Below are 19,048 nucleotides of genomic sequence, written 5' to 3'. Positions count from 1 at the left end.
AATCAAAAGATGAAATTTCAAAAGGGATGGACCAACTACTAGAAAGAGGCAATCAGAAAATAGCTTATTATAGTAAAGAGAATCAAAAAACGGATGAACTACTCACAAAAATAGTTAAATATCAAGGGAATGTACCGAAGAAATTATATAACCAATTAGATAATATCGTAACTGAAGGACAGAAGAAATTATTTGAAGATGTAGAGCAACTTACCCATAACAATTTCACTAAAATAAGTATTCCTGAGAACTCTTTTGAGAAAAATAAAACAGCCCAAAACATACTCAATAATGCAGAAAAATATAAGAAAAATTGTGTTGTAATGGTTAATAACTTTTATCAACATAATTTTGTAGTAAAGGATGCACTAAAAGATTATGGAGAGAAATTGAAGGGAAATAAAATGGCAAAGTCTGCTTCCGTTAATGTAATAAAATTTGTGTCAAGACTTCAAAAAGCTGTTGAAGCAAGACAACAAATAAGCAAAGTAGAAATGCCAGATAAAAATAATCAGAAAAAAGACCAAAAATTTTATCAGGAAGTGTCAATTCCTAGTGGTCAAGAAACCACAAAAGAACAGGAAAGTTATACACAAGCGTCAAATCCAAGTGTTAGTGGACGAGTTAGTTTAGTATCTAATGAATTTGATGCTAAAGAAACTTCTACGGACGCAAAAGAAGTCGTAGCCGTAAAAGTACCAGAGAGCCAGGGAATACCGAAAGAAGTGAAGGAACAAGAGGCTCCTTCGAAACGACGTGATACATTATACGCAAAAGTGAACGGTCAGGTCATCAAGGATGAAACAGGCCAATCTAAAAATTACAAAGAAATATTTTTATTGAATAGTGATATCTCTGACATTAAGACAAATCTTGGGAAAGCTACATCCCAGCGACAAGTATTCACAGATCGTGGGAAAACCCTTATAGGAAGGATACGTAATTTCTTTAGCAAAGGGACGATCAAACGGCTAGATAATACAATTAGTTCTTGCAAAGAAAAAATCGAAAGCAAGCAAAACGAATTGGCACGACTTCAGAATCCAACAGATAGATCAAAGGAGAAACCACAGCAATCATTTGAGCAAGTAACGGATCGATCGAAAGAAGTAAGCAAAGATAAAAGCAGCCACAAACCACAAGCAAAAGCTCGAACCAAGAAAGAAGTAGTAACAGAATTGGCATAACTAGCGGATCTCTAGCTAATCTAAAAGGCAAGTACCGTAGCTATACATATAATGGGATAGAACAAAACTTTAGAAAGGCCGGGAGGTGTCTTACTCCGAGAATAAGAAGAAATTCACAGAAATTGCTTTTCTGATTTTTGTAAATTTTATTTATTTTTCAAAAGAGTTGCGCTTCTCCTATCTTCCTTTGTTCATATTTAGAATGTGGTCAAGACAAAAGTCGTTTAGGTTTGAGAAATTGGAGAGAAAAACGAACAATACGTTTTTTGTATTGTTCGTTTTTTTTGAAATTTCTGAAAAACCTGACTTTTGGACGCCATTTATTTGAGAGAGGCTGGGACAGAAGTGTTTAACTCCGAGAAATAAGAAGAAATGAACGAAAATTGCTTTTCAAATTTTTGTGAATTTCGGCTTATTTAAGAAGGAGTTGCTTCTGCTCCCGCCGTTTATTCGAGAGTCTGTAGCAAAACTGATTTTAGATTTGTCCCACACTCGTTCTTCTTTCCATAGAATGAGTATTTGTACTAGTTGCTTCTCTCGATTTGATAAGTGAGATGGAAGAATACTTGGGGGGTACGAGAAAATCATGATGGAAAACCTCAAAATCATCTGCAGAAACTGTATTTTTTGTTGTCGGGAAATATCGTTCAAGCAATACAAAGATTCCATAGTAAGATAAATACCGTTAGTAAATTATAAGGAGGAATGAGCATGTATGATTTGGCAGAGAAAAAAATAAAAAAAAGAATGAAAGAAATGGTATCTGAAATAAAGGATCTAAAGAAAGAAAAAGAAGAACTACAGGTAGAATTGGATACCTTAGCACGAACGAATCAATTAGTAGGGGCTGGTGAATATGAGAAGCACCAAAAATTGACTATTGAAATCAGGCAGTTAGAAGAGATGCTAAAAAAATTGCAGAGTAAGGATGTGGTAATGAGACACGAGACTTTTTACTCTATATTAGAAAAAGAAAAACAGTCTGAAATAGAAGCATTCCAAATAACCGCAAATACAGATGATCCATTGACAAGGGAGTATGGAAAAAAGAGACTGGAAGAGGTAAATAAGGAGCAAATTGAATTAAAAAAATTTTTTAGTTATATCGATTCTCTAAAAGAAACACAATCTTGAGATCATGGCAGTTGAGGTAAAAGATATGAGCCGGTTGAAGAAGGAACTGAGTTCTAAGTATCAAGCAGTATTAGATTTGTCCATAGGCGAATTGTCTAATAGAGAGCTCTCACAAACAATTGGGAATTTAAGAAAAGAAAGCCCGCAAACACTAGATAAAATGATAGCGCTTAACTACAAGCTGGACGGCCTGGAAATTGAAGGGATTGTGCCCTTATCCAATTCAAAACTGCGAGTAAAACAGTCTGAAAAGTCTGTAGTAAAAACACGAGAAGACGCTATCAATGTGATTAACAGGTATAAGAAAGAGTGTTGGATCGCCCAAAATAATCATGCAAAATATTATTCTTTTTTAGTTTCGCTTACTGAAGAGTATAAACAAATGGAGACTAAAAAACTGAGTATCTCTGAAAAGAATAGACAGACAGCGACCGTGAAGAAAGTCATACATAATCTTAAAAGTGCTGACGAACGTAAAAGAGATCTTGTAGATTATCCATTCTATTTACCCATCATAGAGACATCCAATCCTGCTCTCACTGATAATTTTAAACAAAGAGTAGAGGATTATGACCACAATAAATTAGGTATAAATGACTTACCTACAAGGTTATCGATTATTTCTGAGGGATCATATGAAAGTGTAAGAGTTTTCGAAAATTAAGGATCGACGACTAGCGAAATTCGTTCAGCTGACAGTCAGATAGCCGGTGGTTCCGATTCTGAAAAGGGCAGGAGTACAAAAGGATCTGGATTTGAAAAGAATGAGAAGAGTATCGCCCTTTCAGGAATAGAGAAGTCACAACAACATATAGATGATCATACGGAAGGTTCTAATCATGGCATGCGAGTTAATCAGGCTGTTATTCTTGAAGCTGATCGTAACGAAGTCTTTGAACTAACCAAACAAAAGCTTTCAGAGATAACGGACAAGATAAGAAAACTTTCTCATTCATTAAAAGAAGTAAACGAAGAAATACAGAAAAAGGGACAAGGAAGCAAGGATTTGTTGGGTGAAAAAAAGCAGTTACAGGCTGATATTGAACTACATGAAGAATTAAAGGGAAGTTTCAAAACGAAATTAGATAATTGTCAAAAATCAGCTGTAATGAAAATGGCTCGAGTGAGAAGTCTTCAACCTACAAATGAAAATAAAAAAAGTAGAGAGAGGTAACAAGTAGGAATGTATATCCGTTTTTTTTTTTTTTTTTTGAAATCAGAGAGTCCAAAGTAATTAGTCAGAAGTAATCAACTATAATAATCTTGATGTATTTTCCGGAAAATTTGCGTTTAGAATGCCATTTATTCAAAAAAAGAGTGTGTCGAGAATTTTGTCACACTCTTTTTTTCAATTTTATTGAAGCAATTTATCATTTATTTTTAGGCTGAATTCTTTTTTTAATAGAAATCCCTTTCAATTTTCATATAATTTGATTATAATTTCCTATATAGAAATAGGAGGAAGCGATATGGAAAAAAAGAAACCTTATGGTACGGTGCTGATTAAAGCATCGATTATTTTAGATTTTCTGGCTGAGCAGCCAGACACTTCTTTGCAAGAAATTGCGAAAGGTACAGATATGACACCATCGACAGTATTGAAAATTTTAGATACATTACTGCTGATTGGTTATGTCAATAAGAGTACAGAGAAAAATTATCGCTTAGGCGGGAAACTTGTGCGCTATGCCAATAAAAATATCGATCAGATCGATTTAGTCGAAATCACACGACCATATTTAGAAAAATTACAGGAAACGATTGACGAAACGATTCACTTAGGTGTGTTGGACAACGAGGAAATATTATACGTCAATAAACTGGATCCCAAAAATCAGACAATCAGAATGTCTTCTAAAATAGGGATCACAAGGCCTTTATATAGCTCGGCTATGGGAAAAGCCGTATTAGCTGAGTTCGCTGAACCGCAGTATGAAAAGTATGTGGAGTCACATAAATTGATACCATATACAGAATATACAATAACGAATAGTTTGAAACTGAGAAAAGAACTTGATGAAGTAAAAATGACCCAGGTTGCTTTTGATGATGAAGAAGTTGAAAAGGATATTTTTTGTATCGGGGCTTCGATTGTTAAAGGAGAGGAAATCATCGGGGCTTTTAGCATTAGCATGCCTAAATATCGTTTGACACCTGAAGTAAAAGATAAAATCATCCAATCAATCAAGCAAACGAAAGAAGAAATTGAAAAAACACTCAAAAAAAAATGAAAAAGCGTTTGCATTTTTTCGCCACTGTCGTATAATACGGATATAGATTTCCGATTTATAAAAATAAATTTCTTTATAGGAAATGGGTGGGAAAATGAAAAAACTAGATATTTTGACACGTTTAAAAAAAGCTGGAGTAATCGCTGTTGTCCGTGGAGAGACGAAAGAAGAAGCTCTCAGTGCTTGCCAAGCAATAGTCAAAGGCGGGCTAAAAGGGCTTGAACTGACATTTACTGTCCCACAAGCAGATCAAGTGATTAAAGAATTATTGTCGATCTACAAAGATCAAAAAGATGTGGTGATCGGTGCGGGAACGGTCTTAGATGTTGTAACAGCACGATTAGCTATTTTGGCAGGAGCTGAATATATTGTCAGTCCTTGTTTTGACAAAGAAACGGCCGAGCTATGTAATTTGTATCAGATACCTTACTTACCAGGATGCATGACGATCGATGAAATGAAAACAGCACTTAAATGTGGTGTGGATATCGTCAAATTATTTCCAGGTAGCGCCTATGGTCCTAGTATCGTTACTGCATTTAAAGCGCCAATGCCACAACTCAATATCATGCCAACTGGGGGAGTAAGTTTAGATAATATGAAGGATTGGTTCGATGCCGGCGTGATCACTGTAGGTGTAGGAGGCAATTTATTGGCTCCTGCCGCAACAGGCGATTTTGCTAAAGTAACCGAAGTGGCTCAGCAATACGTCGCGAAATTACAAGAAATAAAGGGGTAGGTGCGATGGGGAAAGCAATCACATTAGGTGAAATCATGTTGCGTTTATCAACCGATCAGGGGAAAAGACTTGAAACCAGTGAAACTTTCCACGCGCATTACGGCGGTGGTGAAGCAAATGTGGCCATCTCATTAGCTAATTATGGACATGAGGTTGGTTTTGCTCCCAAGGTTCCTGACCATGCAATAGGGAAGGCCGTTAAAAAACATCTGCAAAGTTATGGTGTGGATACAGCACATCTTTTATTCGGTGGTCCGCGGTTAGGTTCTTATTATATGGAAACTGGGGTCGGGGAACGAGCGGCTTCCGTTATTTATGACCGAGCGGGTTCGAGCTTTGCACTGATGGAAGAAGATGAATGGAACGGCAAACAGCTGTTCCAAGGAGCAGAGATCTTCCATATTTCGGGAATTACACCGGCGTTGTCACAACCTTGGCGAGTCCTCACAAAGAAACTCATGCAAGAAGCGAAGAAAATGGGCTGCTTAGTCAGTTTTGATATCAATTATCGAGGAAAGCTTTGGACACCAAAAGAAGCAAGTGAAACAATCCAACAATTATTGCCGTATGTCGATATTTGTTCCGCTGGCGAACTAGATGCTCGTTATCTATTGGGTATCAAAGATGCTCCAGAAGAAGTGGAACAACCGTTGATTTATTATTACCAGAAAATGCAAGAAAAATATCCAAACATCAATGTTTTTTATTCGACGAAACGAAAAGTTCATTCCGCTAGTGACAATGAGTTACAAGGCACTTTATGGATGGACCATGGATATTTCGAATCACAAGTACATGAAATTACACCTATCGTGGACCGTGTGGGAGGTGGAGATGCTTTTGCTGGTGGGGTGTTACATGGCATTTTAGAAAAAAATACGCCACAAGAGATCATTGATTTCGCTACTGCTGCATCTGCTTTGAAACACACCGTCCATGGGGATTGTAACCAATTTGATCAATCAGAAGTCGCTCGCTTTTTAGCGTACGGCTCAGGAAAAATCGTAAGATAAAAAGGAGAAGATAAACATGCAAGAAATGGAAACACGTTATACACATAGTCCGGAAGATATTCGTCATTATTCAACAGAACAATTAAGAAAAGAATTTTTAGTGGAGAAAGTATTTGAACCTGGAAAAATCAGTTTGACTTATACCCACAATGACCGCATGATTTTTGGCGGAGTAACACCAACAGAAAAAGAATTAGAAATCACGCTGGATAAAGAATTAGGTGTTGAATATTTCTTGGAACGTCGTGAATTAGGGGTAATCAATATTGGTGGACCTGGATTAATCGAAATCGAAGGAAAGAAAGAAGACATGAAAAAGCAAGATGGCTATTACATCGGCAAAGAAACAAAGCATGTCGTATTTTCTTCAAAAGATCCAGAAAATCCAGCAAAATTTTACATTAGTTCAGTACCAGCACACCATAAATATCCAAATGTCAAAATCAGCATAGATCAAGTGAAACCAATGGAAACAGGCGAAGGTTTGTCATTGAATGAACGCAAAATCTATCAATATATCCATCCGAATGTTTGCGAAAGCTGCCAGTTACAGATGGGTTACACTATTTTAGAGCCAGGTAGTTCTTGGAATACAATGCCATGTCATACACATGAACGCCGGATGGAAGCTTATGTTTACTTTGATTTTGCCAAAGAAGATACACGTGTCTTCCATATGATGGGTAAACCTGATGAAACAAAACACTTAGTCGTGGACAACGAGCAAGCAGTTATTTCTCCAAGCTGGTCGATTCACTCTGGTGTCGGAACGAGCAATTATTCATTTATTTGGTCAATGTGTGGGGAAAATATCACGTATACCGATATGGATATGGTACCAATGGATCAATTGAAATAAGAAGGGGGATAAAAAATGGAATTTACAATGGATATGTTTCGCTTAGATGGAAAAGTAGCACTAGTAACTGGTGCTGTATACGGGATTGGTTTTGAGATCGCTCGTTCACTGGCAGCAGCGGGGGCAACGATCGTGTTCAATAATTTGTCACAAGAATCAGTAGATGAGGGGGTAGTGCACTACAAAGAAGCCGGGATCGAAGCAAAAGGGTATGTTTGTGACGTAACAGATGAACCTGCAGTTCAAGCGATGGTCAAACAAATCAAAGAAGAAGTTGGCTCTGTTGATATTTTGGTCAATAACGCAGGGATCATCAAGCGCACACCGATGATCGAGATGGATGCGGCAGATTTCCGTCAAGTGATCGATGTAGATCTAAATGCACCTTTTATCGTATCAAAAGCAGTTATTCCGGATATGATCGAAAAAGGTGGCGGTAAAATCATCAATATTTGTTCAATGATGAGTGAATTAGGTCGTGAAACAGTTAGTGCTTATGCAGCTGCTAAAGGCGGCTTGAAGATGTTGACAAAGAATATTGCTTCTGAATATGGTCAGTACAACATCCAATGTAATGGCATCGGTCCTGGCTACATCGCCACACCACAAACAGCACCTTTGAGAGAAAAGCAAGAAAATGGAGAACGTCATCCATTTGATCAATTCATCGTTGGACGTACACCAGCAGCACGTTGGGGTGAACCAGTCGATTTAGCTGGTCCATCTGTATTCTTAGCGTCTAGCGCTTCTGATTTCGTCAATGGGCATATCCTTTATGTAGACGGCGGTATTCTTGCATATATCGGGAAACAACCTTAAAAAACGTGTGAGCTAGAAGTAACAACAAGAGGTCGGACAAAAGTGTTTAAAAAGTGGATCAAAAGTATTTCGTACTTTTGGTCTACTTTTTTTGTGATTTCTAGACCGAAGTGAGAAATCTCAAGAAATAAGAAAAAATCCACAAAAATTGAATTTACAATTTTTGTGGATTTCATTATGTTTTTCAGAGAGACTACTTCTGCCAATTATTCGAGAGTCTGCAGCAAACTTGATTTTTAGATTTGTTCCACATTCATTTATTTACGATTTCCATATTTCGTCAGAGAGATTCCTCTTGCTTCGCACCAGCCTTTGGTAGCTCCCGTCAAGATAACTGGGTGATGATGCAGCTGATCGATTGTTTCTGCACCAACCATCGTAAATAACAAACGAAGTTCATCCTGCCAATCTTCAAGTAATCGGATAGTATCTTCTACGCCATTACTCATCAAGGAATTCAGTACGGTTCCTGATATTCCTACGGCTTGAGCGCCAAGACAGAGAGCTTTAAAGATGTCAAAGGCATTTCGGATGCCGCCAGATGCCAATACTTCAACAGGATATTTCGCTTCATTTGCTTCTAATAGTGAAGTAACCGTTGATTGCCCCCAATCAGCTAGATAGTTCAATTCTCTTTTAGGGCGACGTGCATTTTCGATCTGAGTGAAACTTGTGCCACTGCGACCACTAATATCGATTGTTTTGACGCCTAATGCAGCCAATTCGTCAATCGTTTCTCTGGTCATCCCAAACCCCACTTCTTTGACAATCAAAGGTACTGAGATTTCTTCTCTGATTGCTTGGATCAACTCTTTCCAATTTGAAAAATCACGATCACCTTCAGGCATGACCAACTCTTGGGGTGCATTTAGATGGATTTGTAAGGCATCAGCCTCAAAAAGTTCAATCGCTTGTTTCGCCTTGACGACCGAAGTACCTGCGCCGACATTTGCTAAGATCTTTCCATTAGGATAAACGTCACGCATCACTTGGTATGTCTCAGCTAATGTCGGATCTTTTAAAGCAGCACTCACTGAACCTGTCGCAATCATTAAGTCTGTTTCTTTAGCGATTGTTGCTAATTCGCGGTTGATTTTTTTTGTTTTTTCGCTTCCGCCAGTCATTGCATTGATATAAAAAGGATAATGCAAATCTAAACCAGCTACGGAAGTATGAAGACTGACTTCTGAAACTGCAAGCTGCGGTAAAGCATTATGAACGATACGTACAGTATCAAACTCATTTTTTTGTTTGTTATGGAAGGCTTTCGCTAATGAGACATGTTCATCTTTACGATTCATGCTTTTTCCTTTCTTTGATAGCTATAGACATGAAGAGGAAGTGGAGTGATCTCTGCAGCTTCCCACGCACTCATCAAAGGGAGAATACCTGATTTTTGATCAACGATCACGATCCCACAGTCGCCGCCACCAGCGCCTGATGATTTCGCTGCTCCCTCATATTCTTCTGCTAAACTGCATAATTTATTCAAAGCAGGTGTTTCGATCAATACACCAGTAATCGCGGAAAGATCATGTAATAGCTCACGGTTTTTTCGGATCATTTGTTGGATCAGTGATACATTGTTCTCTTTGAATCCTTTTATCATTTCATTGACACATTCTGTACTAGCTTGCAAAAACTGTTGATAAGCGGTCATTTTATCTGTTCGTGACCGATGGACTTGGTCTACTAGATCAGAAGTGGACGCTGGACTGCCAGTCCAACCGATCAATAAACGTAAATCTTTGGGGGTACAAAGCGACTCGATTGAAAGTCCTGGCCAATCCATCGCTAATAGTTCACTGATGGAATAATTTTTTTCTTGTTGTTGGAGCCAACGATGATCAAAAGTGGAAAAGGCGATCCAACCACCATAACAACTTGCGGCGACATCTCCGCATGAGCCGTTATCTTGAACGGCCAAATTTGCTAAAGCAGCAATTTTGAATATCTCCAATTGTGTTAGATTCAAGGCGTAAAAAATATTTAGTGCCTTAACTGTCACAACAGTAACTGCACCACTAGAACCCAACCCATATTTGCGACCATTGGAACTATCGAGTTCACTTGTTACTTTCAAGTCATAGAAGGAAAGTAAGATATTGTTTTCTTGCGCATATTTCTCAGTCAAGCGGATGGCTGCGAGAATATAATGAAATGGATTTTCACGAATATCTAGGACTAACTCGCCATGGCGCCGTGTCCAACGAACCGGCATTCCGCTATATTGAGCTGATTGGATACTGCCGACTTTTCGTGCGGCTTCTACGGTGACTGTCACAAATTGATCTACAGCAACGATGATTGCTGGATGACCGGTTTCAACAACTGCATATTCTCCAGCAATATAAAGTTTTCCTGGAGCAGATACTTCAATCATAAAAATCTCCCTTTATTCAATAATCTTGATTCCTGGACCAGCATGAGCCGTAATGACTTGCTGCGGGCTAAATAAATCGCTAAATGCTTGGCGCACAATCTCTTCTTGTTTCTTTTCCACTAACACTTTCACATTTGGACCAGCATCCATTGTAAAGTAGCAAGGAATCCCTTCATTTCGTAAAGTACGGACGGCTTGCATCGCCTTTAGGCTATCAGCTGACCAATAAGTAAATGGAGGGAGAGCAGCTAATGTCGTGCCATGCATCTTCAATGCGTTTCTTTCCATCGTTTTGCCCAGTGCTTGAAAATCTTTTGTGTGAATTGCTTGTTTTAATTGATAAAGGTCAGCTTCGACAGTATCTAGCCAACCTTGATAAAAACTGGAAGTTGCTACAGTACGTCGCATGCCATCTCTGCTAGAGACATCTTTTTTTTGATCGTTGAGAAGCACAAAGACCATAGCTAACTCTTCTTCAAAATTATTTGAGGGTACGGGTTGAGCATAGGAACTTTCATCATCATGCCCCTTTTCCCATTCGACAAATCCGCCGAAGATGCTGCGACAAGCAGAGCCAGAACCACGTCTAGCCAGTCTGGATAATTCTTTGTCATCTAAGCCTAAGTGCAATGCTTCATTACACGCACCAGCTAATGCAGCTAGTCCACTAGCAGAAGAAGCCAATCCAGCAGCAGTAGGGACAAAATTTTGACTCGTAATGGTTGCTTTATAGGCTATCCCTGCTTTTTTTCTAGCTAGATCTAAAAATGCACTTATTTTTTTTGTGGCTTTTTCATCTTGTAACTGATCGTCTAAGTAAAAACGATCTTCTGTAAATTCCTCAGAGAAGAGGACTTCAGTTTCTGTATAAAACGCATCAAGTGTCAATGACAAACTATTATTCATTGGGAGAATCAGCATTTCATTTTTTTTGCCCCAATACTTGATTAGCGCAATATTCGTATACGCACGTGCTTTTCCTTTAAACATAGGTATGTACTCCTAATCCTTGAATCCAAGTTGCAGCAGCACCTGCTTGAAGAAGTGCATCGCTGATTTCTTGGGCTTTTGTTTTTGTTTGAGTAAGAGCAATCATACAACCGCCTCTGCCACCACCTGTTAATTTGGCACCTAGCGCACCAGCGTCTTTCGCTGTCTCAATCAACAAATCCAAAAAGTCATTACTAATGGTCAAGCTTTTTAAGAGTTCTTGTGCTTCGTTCATTGCTTGAGCGAGGTGCAGCGGATCATTTTCGATGATTGCTTTTTTTGATTGCCTTGTTAAGTATCCTAGTTGTTGGATTTTTTGTCCAGTTTTCTGTTGATCTTTTTCAAATAAATGAGCGACATCTTTCACTGCTTCACGTGTTTGTCCCTTGATGCCTGTGTCAGCTACGATTAAAAAAGCATCGATATTCAAAGAAAAATAATCAAAGGGATGACCTTTGACAAAATAGATGGGTTCTAAACTACTTGTTGCAGCAGCATCGATCCCACTAGGATTCCCATGAGCGATTTTTTCTGATATTTGCACATTTTTTAGTAGCTGTTCGCGAGAAAGAGGTTGCGCAAGATAGTCATAAAAGGCACGTGTGACAGCAGTTGCTACGGCTGCACTAGACCCCATCCCACGCTCGGCGGGAATCGTACTATCGATCGTTAATTGAAAATTTGTACTGATGTGCTGTTCTTTTTTTAAACTAGCTACCAATTGTTTGATATTTTTCAACGTATGAGGAGCGCTAGTCAATTTTCCTGTATAATAAGAAGAAATCAATTGATCGGCTGACGAAAAAGGTAGTTCTTCAAAAGAAGCAGTCGTTTTAGTCGCGTAAAAAGGAAAAGCAATGGCTGGTTCGCCGTAGACGACGGCATGCTCTCCCATCAGAATGATTTTCCCATTTGATTCTCCTTGGCCATAGTTTGCCATAATCTAACTCCTTCTATATGTTACGCTAACTTTTTGAGCAAAAAATAAAGCGCCGTGTATCATTTGCGCTATCGAATGATTTTTTACATGTAAGTTCAAAAAAAAACAATCCATCTTTATTTTACTAAATCCAACGCAGAAGTAAAATAAAGAATACGTTTTTCCGCAAAAAAACATTTTTTTCTTAAGAAATTTTTGGGTTTTTAATTTAGTGAAAAGGGGAGATTTCTATTTGACACTACCAGATATTGGGGGTATATTTAGAAAGAATTGGAAAAAGACACTATATTTAGTGATGAAGTGAGTTGGAGGTAAATGAGCGTGATCGTTTTAGCAGGTACGATTGGTGCCGGTAAATCAAGTTTAACAGAAATGATGGCTGAACACTTGGGCAGTCAAGCTTTTTATGAATCAATCGATGATAATGAAGTACTACCCTTATTTTATGCCAATCCTGAGCAGTACGCATTTTTGCTACAAATATATTTTTTGAATAAACGTTTTGCAAGTATCAAGCAAGCAATGGAAGAAGATAACAATGTTTTGGATCGTTCTATTTATGAAGATTCATTGCTGTTCCACCTAAATGCTGATCTAGGTAGAGCAACGGAGACTGAAGTTCGCGTCTATGATGAATTGCTTGAAAATATGATGGAAGAACTTCCATACGCTGCACACAAAAAGCATCCTGATCTACTCGTTCACATTCGAGTGTCATTTGAGACGATGCTTGAACGGATCGAAAAAAGAGGACGTTCATATGAGCAACTTTCTTTTGACCCTACATTATATGACTATTACAAAGAATTGAACCGTCGTTATGATCAGTGGTATGAGGAGTATAAAGAAAGCCCTAAAATCCAGATCGATGGGGATCAGTTTAATTTCGTGGAAGATCCTGAAGCTAAAGAGGCGGTATTGAAAATAATCGAAGAGAAACTAGCAGAAATTCGAAAAGAAGTCATTGTTTCTTAATTTTTTTCATAGAAATGATAGAATGAGGTCGAGACAAAAGTCGTTTAGGTTTGAGAAATTGGAGAGAAAAACGAGGCTGAGACAGAAGTGTTCAATTCCGAGAAATAAGAAGAAATGAACGAAAATTGCTTTTCAAATTTTTGTGAATTTCGGCTTATTTAAGAAGGAGTTGCTTCTGCTCCCACCGTTTATTCGTTTTTAAAGAATGGGACAAAAGTGTTTCTTACTTTTGTCCCATGCTCGTTTTTTTTGAAATTTCCGAAAAACCTGGCTTTTGGACGTCGTTTATTCAGAATTAAAGTCTGTAGCAAAACTGATTTTTAGTTTTGACCCACATTCATTTTTTTGTGTACAAGTAAAGGGGGAGCTAAAGTGAGAAAAAAAATTTTTTTTAACCACGATCAAAATTTTTGGATGAATGTTCCAAGTGATGATGCCATCGCGGTTAAAAATCTAAAAGAAGAGTATGGGATAAGTGATGAAATGCTGACTTACTCACTCGATAAAAATGAACGGGCACGTGTAGAATATGATAGCTTAGATGATGCATTATTATTAGTAACGAATGTTCCGCATCAACAAAAAATCGAAAATCATTATGAGACTAGTCCAGTAGCATTTATTTTAAAAGATGGAGGGCTGTTTACCTTTACGACTAAAAATACAGAGTATGTTATCCGATTGATCAATGCTCTGCTAGAAAGAGACTCAGAAGTTTCTGTTTATAGCTTGCTATTTAGAACGTTATTTCTGATTTCGGGTTCTTTCTTCCCACTTATTGAAGAGGTTAACAGTGAACGTCAACGATTGAATATGCGACTGCGAGAAAAAACAACAAATAAAAATCTGTTGGCTTTATCTGACTTAGAAGTCGGTTTGGTCTATCTAGTCACTGGGACAAAACAAAATGTCGTTTTACTTGAGCAAATCAAAGCTCTCGCTATTTTTCGGAAATTAACAGAGAAAGAAAAAGAACAGTTGGATGACGCACTCATTGAAGCCAAACAGGCAGTTGAGATGACTAATTTAGCTTCTCAAATTTTAGACCAGTTATCAGGAACTTATAATAATCTATTGAATAATAATTTGAATGATACGATGAAATTTCTAACTGTCTGGTCATTGATTTTAACGGTGCCGACCATCGTTACCGGATTTTTTGGGATGAATTTACAATTACCCTTTACACATTCCGTCTTTGGATGGGGCATCGCCTTGATCATCAGCTTACTTTTATCGATCTGGATGTTAGTGGCATTATGGCGAAGAATCCGCTGAACTTGAAATAGTGAAAGAATGCTGTCGGAAGTTATTCGAAAGTGAAACAACAGAAAACAATTACTGGAAAAATCGTGAATGGATGTTTAAAAATTATCCCTACAAAAAGAGGTCGAGACAAAAGTGTTTATTACTTTTATCCCACGCTCGTTTTTTGAAATTTCCGAAAAGCCTGACTTTTGGACGCCGTTTATTCGGAATCAGAGTCTGTAACAAACCTGATTTTTAGATTTGTCCCAGAATTTTTTTAGGTTGGAATGTCTTGCCTAGTTGCTTTTTTAGTTTAAACGGAATAATGTATCTGCCTGATCAGGGGCCCAAGTCGTATCGCCATAATTAACATGTGTTTGTAATGTTACGTACAGTTTTCCTTGATAAACCACTTTTTCATGTTTCGTATAAAGCTGTGGAGAAGAGAATGTTCCTAAGATCCATTGTCTGCCTTCTACTTCTGTACCACCTTCTTCCTTTTTATCTGTGGTCACAGTCAAAACATTGCTGGCATCAGAGACTTCATTAGAATTACTGATTGCCTTGACCATATAAGTATAAGTTGTATTCGCTTTTAAGTTCGTATCATCAAACGTTGTTTTTGTAGTTGAACCAATTAGAGAACCGTTGCGGTAAACATCATATTGCTTGATTCCTTGCGTATGAGAAGAACGTCCCCACATAAGTGAAACACTTGAACTAGTGGTTCCCATCGAATGCAGGCTTTTAGGTGCAGTTGGTTTTTCTTGACTTGTTTGGGACAACGTCGTCACTGAAATAGCTGTTTTAGGTGAAGTTAAGCCATTTTGTCCAACCGCTTCGATCTCATAACGATAAGTGGTTTTTTCTTTAAGCTTACTATCTGCAAACTCAGCATTGGCTGTATTACCGATAAATGTGCCATTTCGATAAACATTATAAGAAGCCGTATTTGCTTGACCGTTCCAAGTTAGTGCGACAGAACTTGCTGTCACATTAGCTGTGCGGACATTTTGTGGCGCAGATGGTGCTACTGGAATACCAGCTTCGCCTTTTACATTGACATCGATTACGTTATAAAAGGCATTTGGTGTATCTGCAACATCCCAGACCGCTAAGATCACATGGTAACCCAAGCGATTGCTTGGAATAGTAATGTTATGTTTTGGATTATTTGTTGCTGCCGAGCCATCGTGGTTGATCGTACCAATCAACTCAAAGTCACCGCGGTCTAAAGAATCATTTGGATTCCAATCAGCTTTTGTCATGTAATAATGCCATTTAGATGTTGCATGTGAAGCCGTATAACGCCATGTGATGTTCATAGCGCCTTGTTTCACTTCTTGTTTTGTCCAACGACTCGCTGTTTGATTGTCCAAGACAAAATCACCGATTTGGCCCAAGCCACCTTCCATAGAGGCAATTCGTCCATCCGCAGGTCCAGCTTGTGGAAATCCTTTTTTTGCTTCAAGTGATTGAGGGTTTGTAATAACCGCTCCGTATTTTTCCCAAGCAGCTGAATATCCAAGCGTATTCCGTTCAATGGCACCTTGATAGCCTCGGCTAGGTGGTGATTCCACATATCCATGAGCAGAAGCAGAAATTTGGTTGATCATTAGGCTACCGAAAAGAGCTGTAGAGCAGAATAGAGTGGCTAAAAGTTGTTTTTTCATCATATTCCTCCAAAATTTTTTTGATAACGATCACCTTAATTTATAATTAGTTTCAAATTAAAATAATTGTTATTTGAATATAGAATATCAAAAATAGAAACGTTGGCCTAATCAACAATTACCTAGCTATAGGTAATTTTAGTTTCTTATATGAAGGTTAGAATTTAGAATCAATTTTATTTTTGAAATAACGTTTATGTAAAGCTTGCGCTAAGGATGCAACAGACGGCTATCAAAATGAAAACCAATCACTTATAAGAATTTCATTGACAAAGTAACAAGGATTTGCTATACTATTTGAGTTGAGAAATAAAAGCAGAAGCACCCGCTTCTCGCCTTAGTTGACACAGTCACTGGGCTAGATAGTTTTCATCTACTTGATTAGGTGAATGACGTGCGGGTTCTGTAAGAGAACTCGTTTTTTTATTGCCGTTTATCCGGCAAGCTTTTCTTTCTCTCATAATATTTGGAGGTGAATGACCATAGCAAAGGATATGATGGTTAACGACGGCATTCGTGCGCGTGAGTTACGATTGATCGGTTCAGATGGTGAGCAATTAGGAGTTAAAACAAAAGCAGAAGCATTGAAGATTGCAGAACAAGCAAATTTAGATCTTGTGTTAGTTGCACCAGGTGCAAAACCACCAGTTGCGCGAATCATGGACTACGGAAAATACCGTTTCGAGCAACAAAAGAAAGACCGCGAGGCGCGTAAAAAACAAAAAGTGATCAATGTAAAAGAAGTTCGTTTAAGCCCAACAATCGATTTGAATGACTTCAATACAAAACTTCGTAATGCACGTAAGTTCTTAGAGAAGGGCGATAAAGTAAAAGCTTCTATCCGCTTCAAAGGCCGTGCCATTACCCATAAAGAAATTGGTCAAAAAGTCTTAGATCGCTTAGCTGAAGAAACTGCTGATATTGCAACAGTGGAACAAAAAGCGAAAATGGACGGACGCAGCATGTTCTTGACGCTGGCACCGAAAAACGACAGTAAGTAATTTGAATGACTAACTGACTGTTGGACAGTCGATAGTCGGATAACGAAAGATTTTGAGGAGGAAATATAGTCATGCCAAAACAAAAAACACACCGCGGATCAGCAAAACGTTTCAAACGTACTGGTAAAGGCGGATTAAAACGTTTCCGTGCGTTTACAAGTCACCGTTTCCACGGTAAAACTAAAAAACAACGCCGTCAATTGCGTAAAGCAAGCATGGTTTCTAGTGGCGATTTCAAACGTATTCGTCAACAACTAGCAAAAATGAAATAAAAAACACAAACAAACGAAATTTGAAGATTTATTTTTATTAGGAGGAATTATACATGGCACGTGTTAAAGGTGGAACAGTAACTCGTAAACGTCGTAAAAGAATGCTAAAATTAGCAAAAGGTTACTACGGTTCAAAACACACTTTATTTAAAACAGCAAAAGAACAAGTAATGAATTCATACAACTACGCATATCGCGATCGTCGTCAAAAGAAACGCGACTTCCGTAAATTGTGGATCGCTCGTATCAACGCAGCGGCTCGTATGAATGGCTTAAGCTACTCAAAATTGATGCACGGTTTGAAATTAGCTGAAATCGACATCAACCGTAAAATGTTAGCTGACTTGGCTGTCAACGATGCAGCAGCATTTACTGCATTAGCTGACCAAGCAAAAGACGCTTTAAGCAAATAAGCTTATAAAGTAATATAGCAAAGTGGATTCTGGGACAATAGTCCTTCTTAAAAAGAATATACGCCTGATTTTGATGTATAAGATCAAAATCGGGCGTATATTTTTCTATTTTAGACACTTTTCCCTTCATATATGTTGCTAATTTTCTCAAATTTAGTGCCATGAGTGCCAACTGAATATCAATTTTTGCTCCTTCTTTTCCACGCAAATGAAAACGATGGAACGCTAATTGAGCCTTTAGATGGCCATACACTGGTTCGACTTCGATTTTTCGTTTCCGATAAATCGAACCGGTTTTTTCTTCTAAAAGCTTTTTCTTACAGTCCGCTTTAAAATAGCGCCAATTATTATTTAAAAGTGTTTCCAATTCTGGGAAAGTCAATTGTAAAGCGGTATGCAGGTTCATTCTCGTGCGTTTCATGTCCCTTTCAATTTGTTGATAAAAGCGTGCAAAATCGCGTGTTTGTTTATAGACTTCTGTTTGAGATTGTGTTTGTTTCCGCAAAAATTGACCGTGTATTTGTGCCAGCCGATGGGCATCTCGTTTATCCGTTTTGACTGAACGTAAGTCAATATTCAGTTGTCTTTTCGCTTCTAAAGGGTTTAATAAACAATAGGCGATTCTTTTAACAAAAAGTGTCAATGACTCTTGAATAAACCCCCGTTGCTTCAAAAACGATTTGTGGTTGTTCTGGAAAGAGCATAAATTTCTTGAAGAAGTGCATTGAAATGTGTGTTATCGTGAAGAATTTCTTGTTCAAAAAGACAAGTATTTTCATGATAAATAACGACATAACTTTTCCCCATTGAGACATCTAAAGCAAGTACATACATAATTTTCATCTCCTAAGAAGTGTTGAAAGGTTCTTCACTGCTTCATTTCGTTCCTAATTTCCTTTACACGGGCTCGAAGCCCCAACATACTTAAACCAGGTTTTAAAATGACAGTGAAGGAGACCATTTTTTGTTTGGGACTCATAGTCCAAGAAAGTGTGGTCGGTCTTTCTTGCACAATCAACTATACGCTTAAAAGAGCATTAGAGGGTAATTTCATCCGTCGATGAATTTACCCTCTAATCTTAGTATGTTTTTTTGAAATTTCCGAAAAAACCTGACTTTTGGACGCCGTTTATTCGAGAGTCTTTAGTAAACCTGGTTTTTAGATTTGCTC

Annotated in this window: 20 protein-coding genes, 4 pseudogenes and 1 other annotated feature; of the genes and pseudogenes, 16 read left to right on the top strand and 8 right to left on the bottom strand. The window is 38.0% G+C overall.

The genetic code is table 11. The annotated features are described in order from the left end of the window. Positions 1-26: 26 nt before the first annotated feature. The 10 genes and pseudogenes from IGI47_RS00270 to IGI47_RS00225 all read left to right on the top strand — a co-directional run bounded on the left by IGI47_RS00270 (position 27) and on the right by IGI47_RS00225 (position 7,982). Positions 27-1,187 carry a hypothetical protein gene (locus IGI47_RS00270; RefSeq protein WP_438782987.1) on the top strand — a complete coding sequence of 387 codons (1,161 nt, stop codon included), beginning with the start codon at positions 27-29 and terminating at the stop codon, positions 1,185-1,187. 334 nt (positions 1,188-1,521) lie between these two features. Next, a pseudogene (locus tag IGI47_RS00265) lies at positions 1,522-1,641 on the top strand (DUF3788 family protein); the annotation flags it as partial. A 257-nt stretch (positions 1,642-1,898) separates the two neighbouring features. Then, on the top strand, positions 1,899-2,321 hold the full coding sequence (locus IGI47_RS00260; protein ID WP_438782986.1) for a hypothetical protein: 423 nt from the start codon (positions 1,899-1,901) through the stop codon (positions 2,319-2,321). Between the two features lie 4 nt (positions 2,322-2,325). Beyond that, positions 2,326-2,985, top strand: coding sequence for a hypothetical protein (locus IGI47_RS00255; RefSeq protein WP_438782984.1), 660 nt, complete (start codon positions 2,326-2,328; stop codon positions 2,983-2,985). A 180-nt stretch (positions 2,986-3,165) separates the two neighbouring features. Continuing rightward, positions 3,166-3,495 (top strand): hypothetical protein, encoded by a 330-nt coding sequence (locus IGI47_RS00250; RefSeq protein ID WP_438782983.1) that lies wholly within the window; start codon positions 3,166-3,168, stop codon positions 3,493-3,495. Positions 3,496-3,790: 295 nt separating this feature from the next. After that, positions 3,791-4,552, top strand: a complete 762-nt coding sequence (locus IGI47_RS00245; RefSeq protein ID WP_311930462.1) for an IclR family transcriptional regulator — start codon at positions 3,791-3,793, stop codon at positions 4,550-4,552. Between the two features lie 94 nt (positions 4,553-4,646). Next, positions 4,647-5,291 carry a bifunctional 4-hydroxy-2-oxoglutarate aldolase/2-dehydro-3-deoxy-phosphogluconate aldolase gene (locus IGI47_RS00240; protein WP_438782982.1) on the top strand — a complete coding sequence of 215 codons (645 nt, stop codon included), beginning with the start codon at positions 4,647-4,649 and terminating at the stop codon, positions 5,289-5,291. 5 nt (positions 5,292-5,296) lie between these two features. Next, on the top strand, positions 5,297-6,304 hold the full coding sequence (locus IGI47_RS00235; RefSeq protein ID WP_438782981.1) for a PfkB family carbohydrate kinase: 1,008 nt from the start codon (positions 5,297-5,299) through the stop codon (positions 6,302-6,304). A gap of 16 nt (positions 6,305-6,320) precedes the next feature. Continuing rightward, complete coding sequence (gene kduI, locus IGI47_RS00230) at positions 6,321-7,163, top strand: 5-dehydro-4-deoxy-D-glucuronate isomerase (RefSeq protein WP_438782980.1); 843 nt, start codon at positions 6,321-6,323, stop codon at positions 7,161-7,163. Between the two features lie 15 nt (positions 7,164-7,178). After that, a complete protein-coding gene (locus IGI47_RS00225) occupies positions 7,179-7,982 on the top strand; it encodes a gluconate 5-dehydrogenase (RefSeq protein ID WP_311930458.1) in 804 nt (267 codons plus the stop codon). 257 nt (positions 7,983-8,239) lie between these two features. Here IGI47_RS00225 and fni read toward each other — a convergent pair whose 3' ends face one another. From fni to mvk, 4 genes are read right to left on the bottom strand one after another with little or no spacing between them, the layout of a single operon-like run. Beyond that, the gene (gene fni / locus IGI47_RS00220; RefSeq protein ID WP_311930457.1) at positions 8,240-9,283 is read right to left on the bottom strand and encodes a type 2 isopentenyl-diphosphate Delta-isomerase; all 1,044 of its coding nucleotides are present in this window, start codon (positions 9,281-9,283) and stop codon (positions 8,240-8,242) included. Further along, a complete protein-coding gene (locus tag IGI47_RS00215) occupies positions 9,280-10,365 on the bottom strand; it encodes a phosphomevalonate kinase (protein WP_438782979.1) in 1,086 nt (361 codons plus the stop codon). The genes fni and IGI47_RS00215 overlap by 4 nt, the downstream gene beginning before the upstream one ends. Before the next feature lie 12 nt (positions 10,366-10,377). After that, positions 10,378-11,355, bottom strand: a complete 978-nt coding sequence (gene mvaD, locus IGI47_RS00210; protein ID WP_438782978.1) for a diphosphomevalonate decarboxylase — start codon at positions 11,353-11,355, stop codon at positions 10,378-10,380. Then, positions 11,348-12,295, bottom strand: a complete 948-nt coding sequence (gene mvk / locus IGI47_RS00205) for a mevalonate kinase (protein ID WP_311930454.1) — start codon at positions 12,293-12,295, stop codon at positions 11,348-11,350. Before mvk ends, mvaD begins: the two co-directional genes overlap by 8 nt. Positions 12,296-12,610: 315 nt before the next feature. Between mvk and IGI47_RS00200 the strand changes: the two genes are divergently transcribed. The 3 genes and pseudogenes from IGI47_RS00200 (at position 12,611) to IGI47_RS00190 (ending at position 14,548) form a co-directional block, all read left to right on the top strand. Then, entirely contained in the window at positions 12,611-13,270 is a 660-nt protein-coding gene (locus tag IGI47_RS00200) for a deoxynucleoside kinase (protein ID WP_311930453.1), read from the top strand. Between the two features lie 22 nt (positions 13,271-13,292). Beyond that, positions 13,293-13,472, top strand: a pseudogene (locus IGI47_RS00195) (hypothetical protein). Positions 13,473-13,642: 170 nt separating this feature from the next. Then, positions 13,643-14,548 carry a magnesium transporter CorA family protein gene (locus IGI47_RS00190; protein WP_311930452.1) on the top strand — a complete coding sequence of 302 codons (906 nt, stop codon included), beginning with the start codon at positions 13,643-13,645 and terminating at the stop codon, positions 14,546-14,548. A 278-nt stretch (positions 14,549-14,826) separates the two neighbouring features. On the opposite strand, the gene IGI47_RS00185 is transcribed toward IGI47_RS00190, so the two are convergent. Continuing rightward, on the bottom strand, positions 14,827-16,191 hold the full coding sequence (locus IGI47_RS00185) for a lytic polysaccharide monooxygenase (RefSeq protein ID WP_438782976.1): 1,365 nt from the start codon (positions 16,189-16,191) through the stop codon (positions 14,827-14,829). A gap of 307 nt (positions 16,192-16,498) precedes the next feature. Continuing rightward, positions 16,499-16,624, top strand: a sequence feature (ribosomal protein L20 leader region). Between the two features lie 43 nt (positions 16,625-16,667). On the opposite strand from IGI47_RS00185, the gene infC reads away from it, so the two are divergent. The 3 genes from infC to rplT all read left to right on the top strand — a co-directional run bounded on the left by infC (position 16,668) and on the right by rplT (position 17,877). Beyond that, complete coding sequence (infC, locus tag IGI47_RS00180; protein WP_016177253.1) at positions 16,668-17,192, top strand: translation initiation factor IF-3; 525 nt, start codon at positions 16,668-16,670, stop codon at positions 17,190-17,192. 71 nt (positions 17,193-17,263) lie between these two features. Further along, the gene (gene rpmI, locus IGI47_RS00175; RefSeq protein WP_002289309.1) at positions 17,264-17,464 is read left to right on the top strand and encodes a 50S ribosomal protein L35; all 201 of its coding nucleotides are present in this window, start codon (positions 17,264-17,266) and stop codon (positions 17,462-17,464) included. Between the two features lie 53 nt (positions 17,465-17,517). Continuing rightward, complete coding sequence (gene rplT / locus IGI47_RS00170) at positions 17,518-17,877, top strand: 50S ribosomal protein L20 (protein ID WP_005875407.1); 360 nt, start codon at positions 17,518-17,520, stop codon at positions 17,875-17,877. Here rplT and IGI47_RS00165 read toward each other — a convergent pair. The 3 genes and pseudogenes from IGI47_RS00165 to IGI47_RS00155 form a co-directional block, all read right to left on the bottom strand. After that, a pseudogene (locus tag IGI47_RS00165) lies at positions 17,866-18,232 on the bottom strand (transposase); the annotation flags it as partial. The gene rplT and the pseudogene IGI47_RS00165 sit on opposite strands and share 12 nt — an antisense overlap. Before the next feature lie 75 nt (positions 18,233-18,307). Continuing rightward, a pseudogene (locus IGI47_RS00160) lies at positions 18,308-18,520 on the bottom strand (IS110 family transposase); the annotation flags it as partial. Positions 18,521-18,546: 26 nt separating this feature from the next. Further along, a complete protein-coding gene (locus tag IGI47_RS00155; RefSeq protein WP_311930449.1) occupies positions 18,547-18,711 on the bottom strand; it encodes a hypothetical protein in 165 nt (54 codons plus the stop codon). Positions 18,712-19,048 lie beyond the last annotated feature (337 nt).

The organism is Enterococcus sp. AZ191 (assembly GCF_051713845.1).
Classification (GTDB): Bacteria; Bacillota; Bacilli; order Lactobacillales; family Enterococcaceae; genus Enterococcus_B; species Enterococcus_B durans.
This window is presented reverse-complemented; position numbering and strand designations above follow the sequence as displayed.